Origin of the sequence: Marinilactibacillus sp. Marseille-P9653 (assembly GCF_916618885.1) — a bacterium.
In the GTDB taxonomy this organism is placed as follows: domain Bacteria; phylum Bacillota; class Bacilli; order Lactobacillales; family Carnobacteriaceae_A; genus Marinilactibacillus.
In genome coordinates, this window is the sequence record NZ_CAKAKH010000001.1 from 1,120,344 (window position 1) to 1,141,860 (window position 21,517).

Annotated in this window: 16 protein-coding genes; 14 read left to right on the forward strand and 2 right to left on the reverse strand. The window is 38.5% G+C overall.

Annotation, left to right across the window (positions count from 1 at the left end; all coding sequences use genetic code 11):
- Positions 1-92: 92 nt before the first annotated feature.
- The 4 genes from LG377_RS05600 to LG377_RS05615 all read left to right on the forward strand — a co-directional run bounded on the left by LG377_RS05600 (position 93) and on the right by LG377_RS05615 (position 4,308).
- A complete protein-coding gene (locus LG377_RS05600; protein ID WP_225743694.1) occupies positions 93-809 on the forward strand; it encodes a GntR family transcriptional regulator in 717 nt (238 codons plus the stop codon).
- A 174-nt stretch (positions 810-983) separates the two neighbouring features.
- Complete coding sequence (locus LG377_RS05605; RefSeq protein WP_225743695.1) at positions 984-2,321, forward strand: PTS sugar transporter subunit IIC; 1,338 nt, start codon at positions 984-986, stop codon at positions 2,319-2,321.
- 18 nt (positions 2,322-2,339) lie between these two features.
- Positions 2,340-3,743, forward strand: coding sequence for a glycoside hydrolase family 1 protein (locus tag LG377_RS05610; RefSeq protein ID WP_225743696.1), 1,404 nt, complete (start codon positions 2,340-2,342; stop codon positions 3,741-3,743).
- Positions 3,744-3,981: 238 nt separating this feature from the next.
- The gene (locus tag LG377_RS05615; RefSeq protein ID WP_225743697.1) at positions 3,982-4,308 is read left to right on the forward strand and encodes a helix-turn-helix transcriptional regulator; all 327 of its coding nucleotides are present in this window, start codon (positions 3,982-3,984) and stop codon (positions 4,306-4,308) included.
- A gap of 34 nt (positions 4,309-4,342) precedes the next feature.
- On the opposite strand, the gene LG377_RS05620 is transcribed toward LG377_RS05615, so the two are convergent.
- Positions 4,343-6,295 (reverse strand): heavy metal translocating P-type ATPase, encoded by a 1,953-nt coding sequence (locus tag LG377_RS05620; protein WP_225743698.1) that lies wholly within the window; start codon positions 6,293-6,295, stop codon positions 4,343-4,345.
- A gap of 568 nt (positions 6,296-6,863) precedes the next feature.
- Here LG377_RS05620 and LG377_RS05625 point away from each other — a divergent pair.
- The 5 genes from LG377_RS05625 (at position 6,864) to LG377_RS05640 (ending at position 12,129) form a co-directional block, all read left to right on the forward strand.
- On the forward strand, positions 6,864-7,721 hold the full coding sequence (locus LG377_RS05625) for a PRD domain-containing protein (protein WP_225743699.1): 858 nt from the start codon (positions 6,864-6,866) through the stop codon (positions 7,719-7,721).
- A 148-nt stretch (positions 7,722-7,869) separates the two neighbouring features.
- On the forward strand, positions 7,870-9,774 hold the full coding sequence (locus tag LG377_RS05630) for a beta-glucoside-specific PTS transporter subunit IIABC (protein ID WP_225743700.1): 1,905 nt from the start codon (positions 7,870-7,872) through the stop codon (positions 9,772-9,774).
- 19 nt (positions 9,775-9,793) lie between these two features.
- On the forward strand, positions 9,794-11,227 hold the full coding sequence (locus LG377_RS05635) for a glycoside hydrolase family 1 protein (protein ID WP_225743701.1): 1,434 nt from the start codon (positions 9,794-9,796) through the stop codon (positions 11,225-11,227).
- A 582-nt stretch (positions 11,228-11,809) separates the two neighbouring features.
- On the forward strand, positions 11,810-11,938 hold the full coding sequence (locus tag LG377_RS12455) for a hypothetical protein (RefSeq protein WP_255612765.1): 129 nt from the start codon (positions 11,810-11,812) through the stop codon (positions 11,936-11,938).
- A 2-nt stretch (positions 11,939-11,940) separates the two neighbouring features.
- Entirely contained in the window at positions 11,941-12,129 is a 189-nt protein-coding gene (locus tag LG377_RS05640; RefSeq protein WP_225743702.1) for a hypothetical protein, read from the forward strand.
- A gap of 108 nt (positions 12,130-12,237) precedes the next feature.
- Here LG377_RS05640 and galE read toward each other — a convergent pair whose 3' ends face one another.
- Complete coding sequence (gene galE, locus LG377_RS05645) at positions 12,238-13,251, reverse strand: UDP-glucose 4-epimerase GalE (protein ID WP_225743703.1); 1,014 nt, start codon at positions 13,249-13,251, stop codon at positions 12,238-12,240.
- A 420-nt stretch (positions 13,252-13,671) separates the two neighbouring features.
- Between galE and LG377_RS05650 the strand changes: the two genes are divergently transcribed.
- From LG377_RS05650 to LG377_RS05670, 5 genes are all read left to right on the forward strand, one after another.
- Complete coding sequence (locus tag LG377_RS05650; protein WP_225743704.1) at positions 13,672-17,817, forward strand: cell wall-binding repeat-containing protein; 4,146 nt, start codon at positions 13,672-13,674, stop codon at positions 17,815-17,817.
- Positions 17,818-17,881: 64 nt separating this feature from the next.
- Complete coding sequence (locus tag LG377_RS05655; RefSeq protein ID WP_225743705.1) at positions 17,882-18,052, forward strand: hypothetical protein; 171 nt, start codon at positions 17,882-17,884, stop codon at positions 18,050-18,052.
- Positions 18,053-18,130: 78 nt separating this feature from the next.
- Positions 18,131-19,186 (forward strand): glycosyltransferase, encoded by a 1,056-nt coding sequence (locus LG377_RS05660; protein WP_225743706.1) that lies wholly within the window; start codon positions 18,131-18,133, stop codon positions 19,184-19,186.
- A gap of 50 nt (positions 19,187-19,236) precedes the next feature.
- On the forward strand, positions 19,237-20,163 hold the full coding sequence (locus LG377_RS05665) for a glycosyltransferase family A protein (RefSeq protein ID WP_225743707.1): 927 nt from the start codon (positions 19,237-19,239) through the stop codon (positions 20,161-20,163).
- A 50-nt stretch (positions 20,164-20,213) separates the two neighbouring features.
- Positions 20,214-21,506 carry a flippase gene (locus tag LG377_RS05670; protein WP_225743708.1) on the forward strand — a complete coding sequence of 431 codons (1,293 nt, stop codon included), beginning with the start codon at positions 20,214-20,216 and terminating at the stop codon, positions 21,504-21,506.
- Positions 21,507-21,517: the final 11 nt, after the last annotated feature.

Below are 21,517 nucleotides of genomic sequence, written 5' to 3' on the forward strand. Positions count from 1 at the left end.
TCAGACGTTTGATCAGCTAGTATTTTTATGAAAAATCTGATACTATTTTAAGTACGAGACGTAAAGGGTTTCAACAAGGGAGGGTAGGTTAGATGCCGAAGTATAAAGAAGTTGCAGAAACCATTAAAAAACGAATCAATGATCAAATTTATACGGTTGACGAGAAATTACCCGACCAACAAACACTCGCAAAAGAGTTCAATACAAGCCGAGTCACTATCAAAAAAGCTTTGGACTTACTTCAGGCAGCGGGGCTACTCTATACCATCCAGGGATCTGGATCGTACATAAAACGAAACGCATTGCTTAAAGCACAAACAAGTATTCAAATCGGGCATAATGTCGGCTTAACGACCGCAATACAAGAAGAAGTTAAACTTGAGAGTCAAGTGATTACTTTTACTGTGCGCTTTCCCGATGAGAAAGAACAGCTTCAACTTTTAATTGACCGAGAAACACCTGTTTACTATTATCAGCGCTTAAGAATTTTAGGAGGCAGACCGTATTCACTTGAAAATACTGTCGTACCTGTCCACTTGATACCAGGAATAACAGAAGATGTTTTAAAGGATTCTGTTTACCGCTTTATCCGAGAAGAACTGGGCATATCCTTCAAGGATAATAGACAAATTGTTCGAGCTGCAAAACCAGGCAAGCTTGATCAAGTCCATTTAAAGTGCAAAGAAACCGATCCCGTTTTAGAAGTAGAAAAAATCATGTACCTGACTTCCGGTACGCCATTTGAATATTCTATCGTCCATCACCGATTCGATATGGTAGAAATGTCATTTGAAAACCAAGATAGCTGATTGTATGATTAAAATATAGTATAGAAGAAGAGTTGGTCGTTTGCTAAAACGAGCAACTCTTTTTTTTAATATATAATTTGTATATACAAATTATATATTTACCTTTACATTTTACTGAAGACGCGTTAAACTGTTTTTGAAAGCCGTTACATATAACTTGGAGGAGGAAATAAGATGTTGGAAGATAGTAAATTTGTTAGTGCGTTAAACCAAGTGGCGTATAAAATCAACAGCTATAAATACATCATAGCGATTAAAAATGCGTTCACACTGTTGTTACCCATTATTATCACAGGTGCCTTTGCGACGTTATTCTCAAATATGGTATTTGATAGTACCAATGGGCTTGCACAAATCAGCTGGCTGGCTTGGTTAGAGGGACTAAAACCACTTTCTCAAATGGTCAACTATGCCACGATGAACATGATGGCACTCGGTGCAGTGTTTCTAATCGGGAATGAAATGGCCAAGCTGAACAATCTAGATGGACACTTTCCAGGACTCTTGGCAGCTTTATCTTATATAGCCATTATTCCTACGACGATTGACATGGTAGTAGACAATCAAACTTTTGAAGCAGCGAACGTGATCTCAAGAGACTATACGGGTTCAGGTGGCTTGTTCCTTGGAATGATTGTGGCGATTGGCTCTATTGAATTGTATACCTGGTTAGGCAAACAAGATAAGTTGAAGATCTCAATGCCGGATTCGGTACCAACAAACGTATCACGCTCCTTTTCAGCATTGATTCCAACGGTCTTTACGATCATCATCGCTGCAGCCGTTGGGTTTGCAATTAATGCGATTACCGGTATGCATATCTACGATATCATTTATAATCTCGTTCAAGCACCACTTGAAAACATCGTACAAGGTCTACCAGGACTACTTGTCTTGATGTTAGTTTCTCAATTGTTCTGGGTGATTGGGATACACGGAAACCAAATCATCAAACCGATCAGAGAACCGATTTTATTAGCGGCCATTGCTGAAAATACACAAGCTTTTGAAGCGGGAGAAGCCATTCCGAATATTATCAATATGCCTTTTTGGGATATTTACATGACAGTCGGGGGATCAGGATTGACTCTAGGGTTATTGATTGCCATCTTTATCGGGAGTAAACGAGAAGATTTCCGTTCAATTGGTAAGCTATCTTTCGCGCCAGGAATCTTTAATGTCAATGAACCCGTCATCTTTGGTTTACCGATTGTTTTAAATCCAATTATTGCCATTCCTTTTGTCATTACACCACTAGTTACAGGAACCATTGCTTACTTCCTGACATCCATTGGCTTTGCAGGTAGAGCAGTCGTCATGATTCCCTGGACAACACCACCACTTCTAAGTGCCTGGATCGCAACAGCAGGAGACTGGGGCGCAGTTATCACACAACTGATTTGTATCGTCGTTTCTGTATTAATTTACTTACCATTTATTAAAGTATCGAACAAAGAAACAAAAGTAGAAGACATTGAAAAAGAACAGTTTGGCGAAGAAAGCGTTCAGTAAAAATAGAGGAGAGATTAGATGATTCAGAACATTCCAAAAGACTTTATATTAGGTGCAGCATCATCCGCTTGGCAGACAGAAGGCTGGCAAGGGAAGAAAGAAGGACAGGATTCTTATCTTGATTCCTGGTACAAAGAAGAATACTTTGTCTGGCACGAAGGTTACGGTCCAGACGTCGCAACAAACTTTATGGAGAAATATCAAGAAGACATTGATCATATGCAAGAAATAGGCTTGACGCATTACCGTACGAGTATCAACTGGTCACGATTTTTTACGGATTACGAGTCATTGACGGTCGACGAAGATTATGCGAAACATATCAGCGATATGATTGATGCTTTGATTAAAGCCGGTGTCGAGCCAATGTTATGCCTAGAACATTACGAACTGCCTGCATATCTGCTAGAAACTTACGACGGGTGGAGTTCGAAGAAAGTGGTCGAATTATTCACTAGCTACGCAGAGATCGCTTTTGAACGATATGCTGATCGAGTGAAGAACTGGTTTGTTTTTAATGAACCCGTTGTCGTACAGACAAGAGTCTATCTGGATGCCATCAGATGGCCCCACGAACAAAATACTAAAAAATGGATGCAGTGGAATCATCATAAAGTACTGGCTACTGCTAAAGCCGTAGAAGTTTACCGAAAAGGAAATTATGATGGTCGTATCGGAACGATTTTGAATCCGGAAGTCACTTATGCTCGTTCATCTTCAGAAGCTGATCAAAAAGCTGCACACATCTTTGATTTATTCTTTAACCGAGTATTTTTAGATCCGGCTGTAAAAGGTGCCTATCCTGAAGAACTGATTGAACTCCTCAAGAAGCATGAGATCTTGTTTGATCATGATGAAGAAGAACTCGCCATCATAAAAGAAAATACGGTAGACTATTTAGGCATCAATTTGTATTTTCCAAAACGAGTACAAGCGCCGAAACACGATTGGAATCCAGAGACACCTTTCCATCCAGAACAATACTATGATTCATTTGAACTGCCTGGTAGACGCATGAACAAGTCACGAGGATGGGAAATCTATCCAAAATTGATGTATGATATGGCGATGCGGATTAAAGAGGAATACAATAATATTCCTTGGCTGATCACAGAAAATGGTATGGGAATCGAACAAGAAGAACGCTTTATGGATGATAAAGGGGTCGTTCAAGATGATTACCGCATTGAGTTTTTAGGAGAACACATATCCTGGCTGCTAAAAGCCGTTGAAGAAGGATCGAGTTGTGAAGGCTATATGCTTTGGGCTTTTACTGATTGTGTGTCTCCAATGAATGCCTTCAAAAACCGTTATGGACTTGTTCGTATTGATATCGGGAATGACTTAACTCGCTCGATGAAACAGTCTGGTCATTGGTACAAAGAAATGATTAAAAATAGAACATTAGAAACAAAAGACTAAAATTGAATTAGGTTAAAAACAGCGCCTCACATCGATGTGGCGCTGTTTCTTATACGTTATAAGTCTGTGTTGCGCCCGAAAGTGAGGTGGATTAATGATGGAATGGAACACAAGGTGGAGATGATTCAATTATGATTCGGTCCTTGTATATTCATTTTCAGTAATAGTATAATAAACTTACGAAAGAGAAGCGCTTGAGTCAGTAACTGCTGAAGAAGGCGTCAAAAGGAGAATGTACATGCTAGACGGCAACAACGTTGACATCGATAAAGCAATGCTTCAACCGGTTAGTCAGTTTTTCAAAACCATAAGTGATCCAACGCGTTTGTCTATTCTGTTCTTACTACAAAAGAAAGAAATGAATGTAGGGGATATCGCGGCGGCACTCGATATGCATCAATCAGCGATCTCTCATCAGCTGAGTACGCTAAAAAGGAATCGACTTGTTAAGCCGAGACGCGACGGGAAAACGATTTTTTACAGTCTAGATGATGATCATGTTTTCAAAATACTCGAACAAGTCATGACGCATACAAGAGAAACAATCGATAAGGAATCAAATTAAAAAAGCCATCGAATCTCCATTCGATGGCTTTTTGTCAGCTTATTTTAAGTGGTAATAGAAGACGCAGACCATTTAAAATGACAAGAATTGTACTGCCTTCATGTGCAAGGACACCTATTCCAATATCAACTTGTCCTAGAAGATTTAATGTGACGAGCAACACCACTACGAGCATGGAGAAAGCGATGTTTTGCCAGACCACTCGGTTCAGTTTTTCAGAAAGTTGGTGAGCGTATTGAAAACGGGTCAAGTCATTTTGCATAATGACGGCATCAGCCACATCGATTGCAATATCTGTACCGTCACCCATCGCAAATCCAATATCTGCCTGAACCAAGGCTGGGGCATCGTTGATTCCATCACCAACCATCACTGTTTCACCGTGTGACTTCTGCAATTCTTTAATGATTTGAGATTTGTTTTCTGGTAAGACATTACCAACAACTTCATCAATGGATAAGAGATCCGCAACAGCTTTTCCGGTCTGTTCAGCATCTCCCGTAATCATCGCTGTATGGATACCTTGAGTTTTCAAATAGTCGATGACACTTGCTGCATTGTCATTTGGGAGATCCATCATTGCGATCAGCCCAACAACTAAATCATTTTCACTAAAGTAAACGACCGTTTTTCCAGCTTTTGCCAATCTTTCCGTTCGGTCTTGAATCGTTTCAGGAATTTGATCAAACAAGGACGGCTTTCCAATCCGGTACTGCTTGCCGTGACGATGAGCAGTCAATCCTTTTCCGATTTCGTTTTGAACGGTTAATTCAGTTGTCGCACTAGTTCCTTCAGCTTTAAAGGCTTCTATAATCGCTTTAGCTAGAGGATGGTTCGCTTGTTTTTCCATTGCTAAAATGAGTTGTTTCCATTTTTTTGTTTGTTCAATATCAGTAAAATACGTATCCGTAACGACTGGTTTTCCTTGGGTCAAAGTACCCGTTTTATCAAAGGCGACTGCTTTAGTTTTTGTCAGGTTCGACAAGTAGGATCCACCTTTGAATAATACGCCGCGTTTAGCGAGGTTCGAAATTCCGGATAAGGTTGCCGGAACGGCACTAGCTGCTAATGCACAAGGGGAGGCTGACACCAGCATAATCATTCCTCTGTAAAAACTTTCTGAGTAATCCCAATTTGAAACGAAAGGCATGAACAAAATGAAAATCGGAACGACAATCATGACAGAAACTACATAGATTGGTTCGATTCGTTTGATGGTCGTCGCTGTTTTAGAAAGATTTGACTGTGACTGATCCACGAGTGTAATGATTTTGGCAAAGATAGTATCCTCACTATCTTTTGTGACTGTCATCGTGAAAGGTGTATCACCGTTGACCGTGCTACCAAATACTTCATCTCCGACCGTTTTTTCACATGGCATACTTTCTCCATTAATAGCGGACTCATCTATATAAACGGAACCAGAAACGATTTCACCATCGGTTGGTACTTGATCACCCGGTAAAACACGTAACTGATCTCCAATCGCTAAATCTGAAACAGACACCAGTTCCGTTTCACCGTTTTCAAGTATTCGTCTAGCTTCTGTTGGATTCATTTGCAGTAGATTCGTAATTTCTCGCTTACTTTTTCCTTCAGCGTATTCTTCTAGAAAATGCGCGCCTGCGAAAATGAGTATCAGCAGTGCACCTTCGTCGAACGCACCAATGATGGAAGAACCTAGAGCCGCTAGCGCCATCAAAATATGAACATTTGGATGGAATCTTTTACGTGCAATTGATTCCTTTACAGTTTTGGATATACCTTCAGCGAGTACATGATATCCAGAAGCGAGCATGGTTACTACAAAGAAAATATCCGTCAGAACTGTGCTGAAAGAACCGAGGAGTGCAATCAAATAGACGATTAATCCAAACAGATAAAATAGGACTGGAGAACGTCCATGATCTTCATGAGATGGAGATTGTGGTTCACTTTTAATAGCCGGTCTTTTCGGGTCGATTGTACTAGAATGTGGATTGTGCATGAGAATCATCCTTTTCTAAAATATGTTGGTAGAGTAAGTGATGTTAATCAAATGAATACTCACTTATATGTATAGTTGGATTATACATGAATACTCATTCATTTGTCAAAAGAAATTATGGTATTTAAAAAAGTTTAATGAAACAGACGATTAATGAAAAATCGGAACGCAGAACCCATTGATTCAAGAAACAACCGGTAAGGAATCTTATAAAACGCAAGGTATGCTCAAAGCGTTATTCAAATGCGAAAGATCTATGATTTGATCGTTTACAAAGAAAGCTTTTGAAAGTATTAAGGATTTACTGAAGTGTCCGATAATACTATAGAAGAATTCAAGCACGAAGAAGTTAAGCGTTTCAGCCAGAATTCACATAATCTAATACGAATATGAGCAAAATAGACCAAAGAAGGTTTACAGCGCTTTTATCTCATGTTATATTTATTTAAGTGAGTTAATTGAAGGATTGTTACTGATTCGATCAGGCATTACCTAAATCTGAAATCACCGGTAGGTACCGATGTATTCAATTTGGGATATTTTTTTGTTCAAAATGAGGAGGGTACCTGTGGAATTTTTGAAAAAATTCAATAATAACGTTGCATTAGTTCTAGATTCAACAGGAATCGAATGGATCGTCATTGGAAAAGGCATTGGATTCGGGGCTATTAAAGGCGAACCAGTCGACGAAAAAATGATTGACCGACGCTTTATTGCAGAACCCACTCATGGCCAAATCGATTTGTTGCAAACGATTGCGAGTATGGATCCAGAGATTATCGATGTCGTATCGGACGTTACAAAAGAAGCAGAAACTTACTTAGAAATTACATTTAGTACGCGCAACTACATAACGCTTGCGGATCATTTAAACTACGCTTTAAAACGAACCCAAGAAAGCGCGGAATACACTGAAAATCTGCGTTGGGAAGTCAAAAAACTCTATCCTAAAGAATACCAGGCAGCACTAAAAGCCATTGAAACCATCAACAAACGACTAAACATCACCTTACCTAAAAGCGAAGAAACCTTTATTACGTATCATTTTGTCAATGCACAAAATGACGAAGGGAAATTAGAGAACACGGTTAAAATGACGAAGCTCATCAATCGAATCCTTGAAGTCATTAAATATCACTTTCAGGTTGAACTAGATGAAGATTCACTCAACTTTGTCCGTTTCCTAACGCACTTAAGGTATTTCATCATAAGGCAGACCCACGGAGAAGCGATGCATCACGAAGGTATCGACAAGACGGTCATCGAAGCGGTCAAGGCGAAATACCAGCGTGCGTATGAAGCAGCTGAAAAAGTTTCGACACTGTTAAACAAACAAGAAGGCTGGCAGCTGTCATCTGATGAAATGCTTTACTTAACCCTTCATATTTTCAGAGTCACCAATAGAATCAAAGAAGAGAAAACTTAAGGATTGTCACTGATTCGATCAGGCATTACCAAATGTTTTCTTATATACAGGCTTATTTTCTGTATATAAGAAAGTATTTGGTATTTTTTTTACCCGATATTTTAAATCACTACATCTGTAGTAGAGACCATTTAACAGGAGGAAAACAATGAGTTCAAACAAAGAAATCGCTCAAAAAGTTCTCGAACTTACAGGCGGAAAAGAAAATGTCAACAATGCTTGGCACTGTGTAACACGTCTACGCTTTAATTTGAATGACAAAGATAAAGTACAATTAGACGCAATTAAAGATGTACCCGGTGTTATGGGCGCACAATTTTCTGGAGACCAGTTCCAGGTCATCGTAGGGAATAAAGTTTCAGACGTTTATGAAGAACTGGAAAAAGAATTAGGCGGAAGTGCTTCAAGCGAACCGACTGAATCAGATAACAACGAAGGTATCGTTTCAAAATTGATGGATGTCATCTCTGGTATCTTTTCACCAATCTTGCCGGCTCTTGCAGGTACAGGATTACTTAAAGGGTTTTTAGCATTATTTGTTGCACTAGGCTGGTTATCAGACGCTAGTGGAACGTATCAGGTCTTATTCTTGATTTCAGATATCGTATTTTACTTCTTACCATTCTTACTAGCCGTTTCTGCTGCTAAGAAATTCAAAACAAGTGAATTTCTTTCATTAACTGTAGCTGGTGGATTGATGTATCCAACGTTATTAAATGCTGCTGGAACAGATGCTGTACCAATGAATTTATTTGGACTCATTGATGTACCAAATATCAACTATAGCTCATCTGTTGTACCAATCATTTTAGGTGTATGGTTACTATCTTATATTGACAGATGGGTACGTTCTTGGATGCCAAGTGTCATTTCAATGATGTTCAGCCCATTACTATCCTTAACGTTTACCATTCCAATCACTTTAGTCTTCCTTGGACCATTAGGAAACTATATTGGAAATGGACTAGCGGGTGTTATTAACTGGTTATTTGCCAACACTGGACCGTTCGCTGGACTAGTTCTAGGTGGACTGATGGCATTGATCATTATGACAGGTATGCACTATGCCTTCACACCACTCGTTGTTGGAAACTTAGCAACACTTGGATTTGATACAACAGTCATTCCAGTAATGTTTGTATCAAATATCGCGCAATCAGGAGCTGCCTTTGCAGTAGCGGTTAAATCGAAAGATAAAAATATGAAACAATTAGCACTATCATCAGGGATTTCAGCATTATTCGGTGTAACAGAACCGGCAATGTACGGAGTCAACTTGAAACTGAAAAAACCATTCTACGCAGCGATGGCTGGTGGGGGATTAGCTGGAGCCTTCGTCGTCTTTATGGCGGTTCGTGCTTACGGTACTGGAGTCCCTGGTCTTCCAATGATTCCTGTATTCATCGATTCACAAGATGCATGGAACGTGATTTATCTATTAATCGGTATCGTCATTGCCTTTGCAACAGCGTTCATTGTTACTTTCTTGCTAGGATTTGAAGAAACGATTACTGCACCAGTTAAATCAGCAACTGTAGAAAACAAACCGGAAGCAAAAGCAACAGCAGTCGTAGAAGCAAACAATGAAAACAAAAAGCCAGCGGATGTATTCGCAACGGTAACCGGTCAAATCGTTCCGCTTAAAGACGTTCCAGATGAAACCTTTGCCGGAGAAATTATGGGTAAAGGAATCGCCATCAAACCTACAAGCAACCAATTAGTATCACCAGTAGCTGGAGAAATTACAGTGTTCCCAAGTTCTCATCACGCAATCGGAATTAAAGCGGATAGTGGACTAGAAGTACTGATTCATATTGGTATCGACACTGTTGAGTTGAAAGGAAAACACTTTTCACCTAAAATGAAAGTTGGAGATCGCGTTGAAGTCGGAGATCTTCTTGTCGTAGCAGATGTTGCTGCAATCGAAGAAGCTGGATACAACACAGCAACAATGGTCATCATTACGAACACATTTGATTACCTTGACGTTGTACCAATCAATAACGAAGGCGAAATCTTCGAAAAAGAACAACTACTTTCAGTTATATCTTAAATTGGAGAGGAAGAAGTACATGAGTTTCAACACAGACAAAATCACTGGCTTCAAAGAAAGATTCCTATGGGGTGGCGCAGCAGCGGCAAACCAATTCGAAGGAGCTTTCGATAAAGATGGTAAAGGACTATCCGTACAGGATGTCACACCAGATGGCGGATTCGGCGAAATTACTGACGGTCCTACAGAAGACAACATGAAACTAGTCGGAATCGACTTCTACAACCGCTACAAAGAAGATATCAAATTATTTGCGGAAATGGGCTTTAAAACATTCCGTACGTCAATCGCTTGGACACGTATTTTCCCTAATGGAGATGAAAGTGAACCAAACGAAGCGGGTCTGAAATTCTACGATGACTTGTTTGACGAATTAAATAAACATGGCATTGAGCCACTGATCACATTATCACACTACGAAACACCATTACACCTTTCAAAAGAGTATGATGGATGGGTTAACCGTAAAATGATTGGATTCTACGAAAACTATGTTCGTACAGTCTTCAACCGCTATAAAGGCAAAGTTAAATACTGGTTGACATTCAATGAAATCAACTCAGTATTGCACGCTCCTTTCATGAGTGGAGGCATTTCAACACCGCCTGAGGAACTTTCAGAAAAAGACTTGTTCCAAGCGGTTCACCACGAGTTAGTGGCGAGTGCTTTAGCAACGAAAATCGGACACGAAATCATGCCCGAAGCTGAAATTGGTTGTATGGTTCTGGCTATGCCAACATATCCATTAACTTCAAATCCAGACGACGTCATTGCGGTGATGGAATCAGAAAGAAAGAACTACTTCTTCTCTGACGTTCACGTACGCGGGGAGTATCCTGGATACATGAAACGCTACTTCGCTGACAACAATATCGAGTTAGACGTAACAGATGAAGATTTAGAATTACTAAAAAATACGGTTGATTTCATTTCATTCAGCTACTACATGAGCTCAACAGACACTGCGGATCAAAGCAAAAAAGTCAAAGGAGAAGGAAATATCCTTGGCGGCGTGCACAATCCGTACCTTGAAGCTTCAGAATGGGGCTGGCAAATCGATCCTAAAGGTCTTCGTATCGTATTGAACGACTTCTGGGATAGATACCAATTACCCTTATTCATCGTGGAAAACGGCCTAGGCGCTAAAGATGAATTGGTAACTGACGAGAACGGCAATAAAACCGTTAACGATGATTACCGCATCAAATACTTGAACGACCACTTAGTTCAAGTTAAAGAAGCCGTTAAAGATGGCGTAGACGTTATGGGTTACACTACTTGGGGCTGTATCGACTTAGTCAGTGCATCAACTGCACAACTCGCTAAACGTTACGGATTCATCTATGTAGACCGTCACGACGACGGATCTGGCTCACTAGACCGCTACAAAAAGAAAAGTTTCAACTGGTATAAAGAAGTTATCGAAACAAACGGCGAAAGCTTAAAAGCATAAGCCAATAGTCAAATAAAGACCGAGTACGCAAAGCCTAGGCCAAGCATACTCGGTTTTTTTGAGTCTTGTGGACAGTGTTCGGTCTGGAAGTTGAGGATGAGGAGTGGGGATGAGCCTAGTATTCGCCTTGTGGACCGCAAAATCCAGCTATTCTTGTAACTCAATCAGATGAGACCATGAAGTTAGAAGAATACCCCTCATATTGTTTATACTGAAGCAGATGAAACACTCTAGTTCCATTAATAAAGCCCATATTCTTGAGACTCAGTCAGTCAAAACCATCAAGTTACAAAAATAATCCTAATATTGTTAAGACTCAGGAAGACGAGCTCACCGAGCTCCAACAATAGCGCCCATATTTTTGAGACTCAATGAGATGAAACCATTGAGTCACAAGAATATCCAAAGTGCATCGGAAAAGAGCATTGAAAGGAGAAACGCTTTAAGTAGAATAAAAAATAATATAATTTTTAGTAAGTAGTGCACTAATCAAAAAGTTTTTAAATATGATTTTAATTAACCACCGAATTTCTTGAGTATAAGCTATAGTTTAAGTACTTAAAATACAAGAGGAGTGAAAGTATGCTAAAAACAATTGGAAATACTAGATCAATCACTCAAACTAAAAGTGAGTTATCAAAAATTATAAAAGAAGTTAACGAGACTAGAGAACCTGCTTTTATCTTGAATCATAATACCCAGAAGCTGTGATTATGAGCAATCGCGACTATACTGAAATGGTAGAGAAGTATAATGAGATGGAAGAAACCCTTTTTTTTAGTCGGTTAATAAATAGAGTTGAAGAAGGACCTAAAAAAATCATAGCGGCAGATGATGTACTGGAGAAATTCAATGATGAGAACCCATTCGCTCATTTATCTGAAGAAGAACTGTTTGATTAGTGAATAAAGTAAACTTTTATAAAGAAGCTGAGAAACGTAGAGTTAAAAGAACTAAAAGATAGATAAAAAACAATAAAGGACGAAGCCATCAGCTTCGTCCTTTATTATTTATGCATACCCATTAGGATTATTTTTCTGCCAGTTCCAAGAATCTCGGCACATATCTTGAAGCCCAAGTTCAGCAGCCCAGTTCAGTTTCTCGTGCGCTTTTGTAGAATCCGCGTAACTTGTTCCGATATCTCCAGGGCGTCGGTCGACGATTTCGTAAGGAACTTCTACGTCATTCGCTGTTTCAAATGCTTTCACCACATCCAGAACAGAGTAGCCAACACCAGTACCTAGGTTGTAAGCTTCAGCTCCACCGATAGATTCTAGTACACTTTCTACAGCACGAATATGACCTTTCGCCAAGTCTTTAACGTGGATGTAATCTCTAACGCCCGTACCGTCTTCCGTGTCATAATCATTTCCAAAGACTGCTAATTTCTCACGTTTTCCAACAGCTACTTGCGTGATATAAGGCATCAAGTTATTTGGAATATCATTTGGATCTTCACCGATGCGACCAGATTCATGAGCACCAATTGGATTAAAGTAGCGCAGTAGTGCTGCACTCCAAGATGGATCAGCCGCAACTTGATCTTGAATAAATTGTTCGATAAATAATTTAGTCGTTCCATAAGGATTTGTTGTTGAAAGAGGCATATCCTCAGTAAACGGTGCTTGATTGTTCATGCCATAAACGGTTGCACTCGAGCTGAATACGATGTTTTTAACGTTATATTCATTCATCAGCTCCATTAATACAATTGAGCTGAGTAGATTATTATGATAATACTTCAATGGTTCAGCTACGGATTCGCCAACAGCCTTGTAACCAGCGAAGTGAATTACAGCCTCAAGATCATGTTGTTCAAAAATCTTAGCGAGTGCTTGTTTATCAGAAACATCAGCTTCATGGAACACAAAGTCTTTTCCAGAAAGTTCCTTGATTCGGTTCAAGACCTCTGGTTTTGAATTAGAAAAATCATCAACGATGACCACTTCATGATTTTCATTCAATAACTCAATAACTGTGTGAGAACCAATGTATCCCGCACCGCCTGTAACTAATATAGCCATAGTATCGCTCCTTTATTTGTATGTAGCAATAAAATAAAAGGGATCAATTGTAACCCCTTTTAAAGTTCAATTCATTCTACCATAAGTTCATAAAAGATGCATTCTGAAAAAAGTTTAGTTGCCACAAAGTCATCCAGTTCTATGTAAAAATATAATACAGACTTTAAGTATATTCACGAAAAAGTTTAGAAGGGTATAAAGAAATGCGTAAATACAAGACAAGTCAAAATGAACAATGAAAAAACGAACGATAATGAATTTGATATATTTTTAGTATGTTTTTAAAGCGATTAAATCTCTAATTAAAGGTAATATTTACATATAATTTACAAATTAACGAAATATTTTCTAAACATTAACATGAATATTTGTTACACTTATGGAGGCATTCAGTATACTTGATAAACAAAGGAGAGTTTTATGTTAAAGAAAACAATTACTTCTGCATTAACGGCCTCGTTGCTTGCAACGTCTGTGCCAATGAATGTAGTCGCAGTGACAGCTAGTGAAATTGGAGCAACAGAAAGCGGGACGTTGGCGGAAGAAGCGGTTTATGCCGATAGTTTAATATTTTCTACATATGTAGAAGGATCAAGTAACAATAAAGCTTTTGAAATTTATAATGGCACAGGAAGTACAGTAGATCTTGACGGATATCAAGTCGAATTATATCCAAATGGAAATACAGATCCTAACTCTATTTTACAATTACAAGGAGTTCTTGAACATGGAGAGACATTAGTCATTGTTAACCCTAGAGCTTCAGAAGCATTGCTTGCTTATGCAGATATTCAAAATGGTGGCATAACAGCTTACAATGGCGATGACGCTCTTGTACTTAGAAATAATGGACAAGTGATTGATTCATTTGGTCAAGTTGGAGAACGAATCGATTGGGGAAAAGATGTAACCTTAGTTAGAAATCAGGATGTATTATCAGGAAAAACTGTCGAAACAGATGCATTCGACCCAGCGAATGAATGGACAGAGTATCCTCAGGACACTTTCAATTATTTAGGATCTCATTTAATGACGGGCGTACCTGGAGAAGCAAATCCAACCTTACCTGAAGAGTCGGAAGAAGAACTTTCACTGATTTCAATGGCTGATGCTAGAACTTTGGGAACTGGAAATGAAGTACTGGTCCAAGGCGTTATAACAGCTAAACTAAATAACACGGTACAGTTCGAAGATGAAACGGGTGGATTCGCTATTTTCCCTGCGAGTGCGGTTCAAGCTGAAGTCGGACAACAAATCACAGTTAGAGGCAATATCAGTCAATACAATAATCTTTTACAATTACAAAATATTGCGGTACTTGAAACTGAAGATGCAGAAGCTGTTCAACCAAGAAAGATTACTGGTTCTCAAGTAGCTTTAGAAAATGAATCCAGACTTATTGAGCTTGAAAACGTGGAGATTATTTCTGCAGCTGGAGGATCTGAGACATCAACAAACTATACGGTTCGTGCTGATGGAACAGAATTTGTATTAAGAGACGAAAGAAATGAACTAGACATCCAAGTAGGGGAAACCTATGAAACTGTAGCGGGTATCGTTCAAGTTTTCAACAGTACTTGGCAAGTCATTCCTCGCTCAATCAATGACGTATTATTAGATTCATCAATTGTTCAAGCGCCACAAGCCAATGTAAATTCTGGAACGGTAGCTAGCGGAACAAAAATTCAATTGTCTTCTCGTTCCGAAAATGTAACCATCTATTACACAACAGATGGTTCTGAGCCTTCAACAGACTCGACATTATATACTGAACCGATTGAATTAACAGAAGATATTAGTCTTAAAGCAATTGCTGTTAGAGAAGATGCAGAATTAAGTTCAATTGCAGAATTTAACTATACGGTTTATGATGCGGAAACAGGAATTATGATTCATGATATTCAAGGACCGGGACATGTCTCACCATTTGATGGACAAACGGTTAATGATGTTCGCGGAATTGTAACGTACAAGTATGAAATTAGAGGTGCTGTATATGCACATGTTCAAACGGAAGATGACTTAAGAGATGGAGATCGTAATACTTCGGAAGCCATTGTCGTATACCTTGGAGGACGCAACTTCGCTCCTGACATCAATGTCGGAGATCATGTTGCGGTAACTGGTCAAGTCAGTGAATATTATATTGATGGATTTTCAGAAAAAGAAGACACAGATTTATCAGTCACACAAATCAACGCCAGAGATGACCGTGGTGGATCAGTAGAAATTATTGAAACAGGTATGGAATTACCTGAAGCCATCGTCATTGACGAAGTACCTGACGAAGTGATTTCACCACTTGGATTTGAAGAATTCAATCCTGAACTTTATGCCATCGACTTCTGGGAAGCCATGGAAGCGATGCGTGTAGAAGTAAGTGATGTGAGAGCTGTCTCACCGCAAGACCATGGTGATGTTGTGACTGTTTTAGATTCTCACGAAGCAGAAACTGTGAATGGTGGAATTTTACTCAAAGAAGATGATTTGAATCCTGAAAGAATCGGGTTCCGTCCTCAACCAAACAACGCAGCTAGAGACTTTAACGTTCTAACGGGAGATAAATTTGAAGGAAAACTAACAGGTGTTGTGATGTATGATTACGGCAACTACAAGATTTATACAGACTTAGCAGATATGGAAGCCATTCATCAACCTGCAAACAATCAACCTCAACAAACAACGATTGAACCTGTTGAAGATCAGTTAACTGTTGCATCATATAACCTTGAAAACTTTGCTGCGACGACAAGTCAGACTTCTAATGAAAAATCTGAAAGACTGGCAAATGCGATTGGAAATGATTTGAACAGTCCAGATATCGTTGGTTTAACAGAGGTTCAAGATAACGATGGACCAGGTGCTGGAGGACCAGAAGCAGATAAGTCCTATGAAAGATTGATTGACGCTATTTTTGCAGCATCAGGCACCAAATACGAATACGTTAATATTGATCCTTTAATGAATCAAGACGGTGGACAACCGAATGCTAATATTCAAGTTGGCTTTATCTATAATCCTGAACGAGTATCTTTTGTAGATTCGATTGAAAAAGGAGACGCAACAACAGCTGCAGGTTACGAGAATGGAAATATGACAGTAAATCCTGGACGTATTGACCCAGAAAACCCAGTTTTCAGTAATTCAAGAAAACCACTAGCTGCTCAGTTTGACTTCCAGGGAGAACAAGTGATTACAATCATTAACCACTGGAATTCTAAACGTGGAGATGATGCGACTTTCGGACAAAATCAGCCGATTGAATATGGTAGTGAAGTAAAACGTAAAGGGATTGCAGAAGCTGTTACAGCATTTGTTGAAGAAGTCTCAACAGATAATCCAGATGCGAATATCGTCTCAATGGGTGACTTCAATGACTTCCAGTGGACAGATGCTTTGAAGATTCACGAAGGAGACTATCTGACAAATATGGTCAACTCAGTGCCGCTTGAAGAACGTTATTCTTATGTATACCAAGGAAGTTCACAGGTACTTGACCATATTTTAGTATCAAACCACTTAGCAGAAAATACAAAAATCGATATGCTTAAAATTAATGCAGATTTCACTGATGAATCTGGAAGAGCGAGTGACCACGATCCAGTAATCGTTCAAATTGCCTTCACTGACTCTGACGAAACAGAAGTACCAGAAGAACCTGAAACGCCAGAAATCGAAGTTTCTAGAATTGCCGGTGAAAAGAGATTTGATACAGCCGTTGAAATCAGTAAAGCTGGATGGGAGCGTTCAGATGTCGTGGTAATTGCGAATGGATTTGAATTCGCCGATGCTCTTGCTGGAGCACCTTTGGCGGCTGAGTTAGATGCCCCCATTCTTTTAAGCCGTAATGATAAACTGGACGATGTTGTAATGGAAGAAATCCAGAGATTAGGCGCTACACGTGCTGTTATCCTTGGTGGAGATAATGCTGTTGGTAGACAAGTTAACCAACAACTTGGAAGAAACGGTATTTATACTAGAAGAATCGCTGGAGAAAATCGCTACGAAACAGCTAGGTTAATCTCTAGAGAAGTTTCTAATAGAACTTCTTCAGAAGAAGCCATTGTTGTAAGTGGACAAAACTTTGCCGATGCATTGAGTATTGCTTCGTATGCTAGTCAAGAAGGTATGCCAATCTACCTCTCAAGAACCAATACACTTTCAGAAGAACTAGAAAATACACTTACTGACTACGAACAAGTCATGTTCATTGGTGGAGAAGCTGCCGTTAGTAGTGAAATTGAAAGTACGATTGAAAAATCAGGAACAGCGACAACTCGTATTGCTGGAGATACTAGATACGATACCAATTTAGCGGTACTTGAAATGATGGATATCAATGGAGATAATCTATACGTTGCGACTGGAACGAACTTTGCGGACGCTTTAACTGGATCTGTTTTAGCTGGAATCGAAGGAACAGGTGCAGTATTAGTTAGAGATAATGAAGAAACACTTGAAAACTTTAAAACGTTTAGTGATCAATCCTCATTCGAACGTTATACAATTTTCGGAGGCCCTGCTGCAGTATCATCAAGCATTGAAGAACGTCTAAATAACTTCTAGAAATATGCGAATTTAATGTAAGAAAATGAATAATTTCAGAGGCTGGGACAGAAGTTTCTGATCAATGTTGTTTCGTAAAATCAGACAAGTAGAAAAGCCGTCAAATCAAGGGATCGATATCCTAGATTTGACGGCTTTCTTCTATTTAGGTGGTTTTGTTCCATCCTTTTTTGAATTAAGCAGAGGTCAGTTATTAAAAGTTATCAAATATTTTCCGAAAATTGAATTTGATTAAAAAAGCTATGTTATAATTAAGAGAATTGCTTTAAAATAGAAGCGAAGTAACCGTTTATCAATAGTTAGGAGAGGTATTATGTTCGATGTATCCATTATTATGCCAGTCTATAACGTCTCAGCTCATCTGCCGAGGGCTATTCAGTCTGCTTTAAACCAGACGAAGATGGACTTCGAATTAATCCTCGTCAATGACGGTTCCACAGATAACTCTGGAGAGATTTGCGACCAGTTTGCGGAAGAAGAACCTTTATTAATTCAAGTGATCCATCAAAAGAATCAAGGGTCAGGGAAGGCCAGAAATGCTGGTCTTAGAATCGCTAGAGGAAAATATATTTATTTTGCAGATCCAGATGACTATTTCAAACCAACTTTGCTTGCAGAAAACTACCGATTAGCAGAGAAAAGAGATGCAGAAGTCGTCGTATTTGGTTATACAAAAGAAGTCGAAGGGAATCCTAGGGAAAGAGAGACCTTTTTACCAAGACAGCCTCATTTTTATACACAAAAAGGGTTTCGTGATCACTTTCGTAACTTTTATCATTTCACGCCTTATGCATTATGGAACAAATTGTATAAACGTGCTTATTTGAAACAGCACAAGATTCGTTTCGACGATCAAAAATTAGGACAAGATGCGCTTTTTAACCTTAAAGTCTACAGAGAAATTTCAATTGTAGCTTTTAATCGGAATCCATACTATCACTACGTAACCCATAATGGGTCTGCGGTTAATCGATACCGGGAAGACCGTTTTGTCATGGAGTTAAATATTGCCCTCCAGTTTAAGAATCTAGTAGAACATTGGGGACGAGAAAAAGAGTTTAATGATTTACTGAAACAAGAATTCTGGCATCCGGTTTATTTGGAACTGGCAAACATTACGCATCCTGATTGTCCAATGACAGAAGAAGAAAAAGTCGAGTGGATTAGAGCGGTATGCGAAGAAGAACACATTCGGGCATATGTAATTAAACAAGATTTAAAAGAATCGAATCCTTTCAGATACTTACTGCATCAAAGGATTCAAAAAGAACGGTATTTGATGGCCATCAAGCTGATGGAAAAACGAAATGCTTCAGCAAATAATTACTCAAAGACCTTTCAAAAGTTGAAGAATTTTTTTAAATCTTAAAGATACATTAAATGTACCTTTAAAATATTGATCAGAACAAGGAGTCTCGTATGAATCAGCCAATCGTTTCAATCATTGTCCCCACGTACAATGTAGAAAGATATATTGAAGAATGCCTGGATTCGATTATAGCGCAAACCTATCAAAATATTGAAGTCATCGTAATAGATGATGGATCGACAGATGCTACTCCGTATTTATTAAAACCATACGAAAGTAAAGTTAAACTGACTTTAAACAAACTGAACAAAGGCCAAGGTGCCGTTAGAAATCAAGGTATTGAAAAGGCGTCAGGTAAATACTTGCTATTCGTAGATTCAGATGATTGGATTGAAAGTGATACAGTAAAAAGGTTAATAGATAAGCTTCTTGAAACTCAGTCCGACTTGGTTAGATTCAACGGACAATCCTTTTTTGATGGAGGAGACCTATTTGAAAATGGTGCTCAGTACGATTTCTCCAAAATTTTAGATCCAGGAAAAATTTATGAAGGATCAGAAAAGCTCTCAGCTAATCAAAAAGCTTATTCGGCCTCTCCGTGTTTATATATGGTAAGTCGAGCATTAATAATGAACAAAGACATTCGTTTTCCGGAATCGATTTTGCATGAGGATGAATACTTTACAACCAAAGTCTTTCTTGCCAGTGAACAAATGTCTTATTTGAATCACGCTTTTTATCATCGAAGATATCGAGTAGCTTCTACAATGACTGAGAATACACCTTTTCATAAAAAACGTTCGTTTAATTCTTATCTAGAGGTTTTCAAATTACTCGAAAAACTCTATCACTCAGATCAATATGATGCTGATGAGAAAGTATTCCTGAAAAGACAATTACTTTCAATCTATAATGGTCTTCAGCAAAGTTCGGTCGAACCAGAGATGAAAAAAGTTCTAGGAGACTTGAAGTCTGTTACTTTAATGGACAAAATACGGTTGAGTGCTTCGAGAACGTACACTAAATTTAAATCTTAAAAACAAGTTATGGGAACAAACTATCAAATGAATAGAAGCAGGTATAACATATGAAAAGAAATACAATGAAAGATATCTTTCTAACATTCGTTACTAAAATGTTTTATTTAGGTGGCAGTTTTATTATCTCGGTGCTTTTAGCTAGATTACTTGGAGCTGAAGGTCGGGGGATTGTAGCTGCTTTATTTGTTTTACCGAATTTAATTATTAACTTAGCAGATATGGGGATCAGACAATCATCAGCTTATATGATCGGGCAAAAAAAATACACCGTTCAAGAAGTATTTTCATCTAGCTTGGTTTTATGGTTACTAGCTTCAATCGTTTCAATCCTGATACTTTTAGGGTATTACATGATTCCATCAACAACCCAGTATAATTGGGGACTAATTGCGATAGCCATTTCATTGGTGCCGATTAAAATATTGGAAACTTACTATTACGGGATTCATCAAGGCAAACAACAAATTGAGATCATGAACAAACGACATATCATATCCTTTTTTTCAAGGTTAATAGGTGTTGTAATCCTTGTATGGATTTTGAGTACGGGAGTATACGGAGCAGCAGTTGCGACGCTACTAGCCTCAGCTTCTGTGGTACTGTATTCGTTCTGGACACTCAAAGACACAGTGAAATTTAAATTGAATTATAAAAAAGGTCTTCCACAAAAACTATTTAGAAAAGGCATTGTCTTTGCAATGGTTTTATTTATTTTAAATATTAACTATAGAATCGATATTTTAATTTTAGAAAGATTTGTATCTGCTGCTGAAATTGGGATTTATTCCGTTGGTGTCGGTTTATCCGAGTTGATATGGCAACTACCTACAGCCATAGGAACGGTACTTTTTGCCAGTAGTACGAACAGTACTTCTGATCTAGATGCAGCAAACAAAGCAGCAAAATTACTCAGGTTTTCACTAGTTTTCTTGGTTTCCGGTTCTATTTTATTTGCACTGACTTCTAAATGGATCGTACCGTTCATATACGGAAATGAATTTCAGTCCGCTTCTGAAGTTATTAATTTACTGCTTCCAGGAATTATCTTAGTCGTTATTATTCAAATATTACATGCTGCACTTTCGGGTAGAGGCTATCCTTTAATCGGGATTCGCATTTTTATTTTAGCAATCATAGTAAACGTGATACTCAATATTTTGCTGATCCCAATTTATGGAATTAACGGAGCCGCTATTTCTTCTACAATCAGTTACGCTATTGGAGGTTTTGGTTACGCTTATGTCTTTGCTAAAAAAACTGATTTATCATTAAAAGATGTACTTATAATTAAAAAAGAAGATTTGAATGAGATCAAAAAAGCCTTAAAGCTTAAAAAATAAAATGATTAAGA